The organism is Kitasatospora sp. NPDC059571 (genome assembly GCF_042735675.1).
In the GTDB taxonomy this organism is placed as follows: domain Bacteria; phylum Actinomycetota; class Actinomycetes; order Streptomycetales; family Streptomycetaceae; genus Kitasatospora.
The window spans coordinates 1-2,426 of sequence record NZ_JBHWBW010000729.1; the positions used below are offsets into that span (position 1 = coordinate 1).

Annotated in this window: 4 protein-coding genes; 1 reads left to right on the top strand and 3 read right to left on the bottom strand. The window is 73.7% G+C overall.

Annotation, left to right across the window (positions count from 1 at the left end; translation table 11 throughout):
* Nucleotides 1-69: 69 nt before the first annotated feature.
* The 3 genes from ACFV0G_RS38345 to ACFV0G_RS38355 form a co-directional block, all read right to left on the bottom strand.
* Nucleotides 70-327 (bottom strand): hypothetical protein, encoded by a 258-nt coding sequence (locus ACFV0G_RS38345; protein WP_380558199.1) that lies wholly within the window; start codon nt 325-327, stop codon nt 70-72.
* A 288-nt stretch (nt 328-615) separates the two neighbouring features.
* Nucleotides 616-963 (bottom strand): rodlet layer protein, encoded by a 348-nt coding sequence (locus ACFV0G_RS38350; RefSeq protein ID WP_380558200.1) that lies wholly within the window; start codon nt 961-963, stop codon nt 616-618.
* A gap of 153 nt (nt 964-1,116) precedes the next feature.
* Nucleotides 1,117-1,461, bottom strand: coding sequence for a rodlet layer protein (locus ACFV0G_RS38355; protein WP_380558202.1), 345 nt, complete (start codon nt 1,459-1,461; stop codon nt 1,117-1,119).
* Between the two features lie 312 nt (nt 1,462-1,773).
* Here ACFV0G_RS38355 and ACFV0G_RS38360 point away from each other — a divergent pair, with 312 nt between their 5' ends.
* Entirely contained in the window at nt 1,774-2,421 is a 648-nt protein-coding gene (locus ACFV0G_RS38360; RefSeq protein WP_380558205.1) for a hypothetical protein, read from the top strand.
* Nucleotides 2,422-2,426 lie beyond the last annotated feature (5 nt).

Genomic DNA, 2,426 nt, shown 5'->3' on the forward strand with positions numbered 1-2,426 from the left:
GGCCCCCCCCCCCCCCGCCCTCCGCCGGGGCCGGGGAACTACCGGGGCCGGGCCTTCGCGTCGGCGCCGTCAGCCGATGTGGGCCTCGCCGTCGCCGCCGCCGCCGACCGCCGTGCTGGTCGCCCAGCCCCACTTCTGACCGGCCACCGCGATGTGGCTGGTCTCCGCCCAGCCGTGGGCCTCGCCCGCGACGAAGGGCTCGTCCGCGGTGGCGATCAGGGTGCCGCCGCCGCCCGCGTCGACGTGGGCGTACGCCGGGGCCGCGACACCGGCGACGGCGATCGCGCCGACCGTGGTCAGCAGGGCCTTGGCGAGCATGCTCTTCATGGAGACGTCCTCTCTTCGGCAGCGGGCCGACGGCACCCGGAGCGGGCCCGGCACGCTGCGTGGCACTGACACATAGTGATCACAACGGGGGTCCGGCCCCCGCCGTACGCGCCGAGGTGACGCGGCGTCACCCGGATGCGCCGGACGGCCCGTCGGGCGGGACGGCCGGTGCGGCCGGGACCGGTGCGCGGCACCGGCGGCGTCGTACGGCAGGGGCCGGGCGGACAGCAGACCGCCGGGCCCGAGGAGCTGTTCCCCCCGGGCCCGGCGGCAGTTCGACCGGCAGGGTCAGCCGATCAGGTGGGACACGCCGCCGTCGCCGCTGCCCACGGTGTTCTGGCCGACGACACAGGTCTGCTTCGGCTGGTTGTTGAGGACCGGGACCTCGATCGGCACGGCGAGGCCGACGACCGCGCCGACCGCGATGTTGTGGACCTCGGGCAGGCAGAGGTTCGGGTTGTCGAGGGTGTGGTAGTTCGGGCTGTGGTCGCCGGTGGTGCCGGTGGCGTTGGTGCCGCCGTTGCCCTGCAGGGAGGTGGCGGCACCGTCGGCGTCGCCGATGGCCATCGCGGGGGAGGCGACCATGGCGACACCGGCGGCGGCGACGCCGGCGGCGGCGAGAGCCTTCTTGATCATTTCGAGAATTCCTTCTTCGGATCTTCTGATGGAGTGGAGCCTCTCCCGGCGGGTGGCTCGCGCCGGGCGGGTGGTCGGCCTGGCCGGGGGAACGGCCGGACCGGGGAATCGGGGGACGGGAGCGGGGCTCCCGGGTGGAGCGGTCGGTCGGCGTCAGCCGATCAGGTGGGACACACCGCCGTCGCCGCTGCCGATGGTGCCGTCGCCGACCACACAGGTCTGCTTCGGCTGGTTGTTGAGCGCGTCGACCTCGACCGGCACCGCGACGCCGAGCACGGCCACGCCCACGTTGTGGATCTCGGGGAGGCAGACGTTCGGGTTGTCGGCGAAGTGGAAGTTGGGGCTGTGGTCGCCCCAGGTGCCGGTGGCGTTGGTGCCGCCGTTGCCCTGGATCGAGCCGGCGGAGCCGTCCGCGTTGCCGATGGCGCCGGCCGGGGACGCCGCGGCGGCGAGCGCGGCGGCCGCCAGGCCGAGGCCCGCGAAGGTCTTCTTCAGCATGGGGAGATACCTCTCTGAAAAGCTCGGGTGCCGGCTCGGCGGCCGTGCCCGGTATTCGACTGATTCCGGTCGCGTCGCCGTCGAGCTGCGACATCCGGTTCAAAGAATGACCGCCGGGAAAGTTACGCAGATTCTTCGCAGACGTCTGATGGATCATCACCGTGGCGGTATTCCAGTCGCACTATTAGCCCGTACCGGTTAACCGTCGCAATCCCGTCGTGCGTCGGTCGTTGCGCAGATTGATTTTCCGCACGGCTCTCCATGCGCGCAGCCAATCCCATGCACAGATATTCGGACAGAACGGTGAATAGCATGAAGCTCTCCAAGCGGGCGACCGGCGCCCTGCTGCTCGCAGTCGGCGCCGGCGTCGCCGCCGCCCAGGGCGCGGCCGAGGCGCGGCCGATGACCCCGGGCGAGGTGGCCTCCGTCGAGGACGGACTGGCCGGCCGGGAGGTCCCGTTCAACGTGCCGCTGCCGCTGCTCACCCAGGACGGCCGGCTCTCCGGCGGGCTGCCCGCCTCGCCGCTCCAGCCGCCGGTGCCCGCGGAGCACCCCGGCGAGCAGCTCGTCCCGGACCGGGTGGTGCCCGCGCTCAACACCGGGCGGGTGGGGCCGCAGCTCGACGCGGTGGTGCCGCTGCCGGTCGCGGACCGCGGCGCCGACCTGGGCCAGGCCGTGCTGGCCATGCCCGCCGCACCGCTGCACACCGCGGGCCCGGCCCTGGAGCTCGGCCAGCCGGTCCGCTACGCCGCCGACCACAGCGGGGAGTTCGCCGACGGCGCGCTCTCCTTCGGCGAGCTCGACCCGCAGCTGGTGACCGCCCCGGTGCAGGCCGTACCTGGCGCCAAGGCCTCGCTCGGCGGCGACGACCAGAAGGTCTCCGCGACCGAGGTGCTCGGCAACCTGGGGGCGGCGGCCACCCAGGTCGCCACCGGCGCGCTGGCCCAGCCCGCGATGTGACGCAC

Bases quoted from the DNA above. Each gene is read 5' to 3' on its own strand.
- ACFV0G_RS38350 (WP_380558200.1), bottom strand. From the start codon at position 963: ATGATCAAGAAGGCTCTCGCCGCCGCCGGCGTCGCCGCCGCCGGTGTC.
- ACFV0G_RS38345 (WP_380558199.1), bottom strand. From the start codon at position 327: ATGAAGAGCATGCTCGCCAAGGCCCTGCTGACCACGGTCGGCGCGATC.
- ACFV0G_RS38355 (WP_380558202.1), bottom strand. From the start codon at position 1,461: ATGCTGAAGAAGACCTTCGCGGGCCTCGGCCTGGCGGCCGCCGCGCTC.
- ACFV0G_RS38360 (WP_380558205.1), top strand. From the start codon at position 1,774: ATGAAGCTCTCCAAGCGGGCGACCGGCGCCCTGCTGCTCGCAGTCGGC.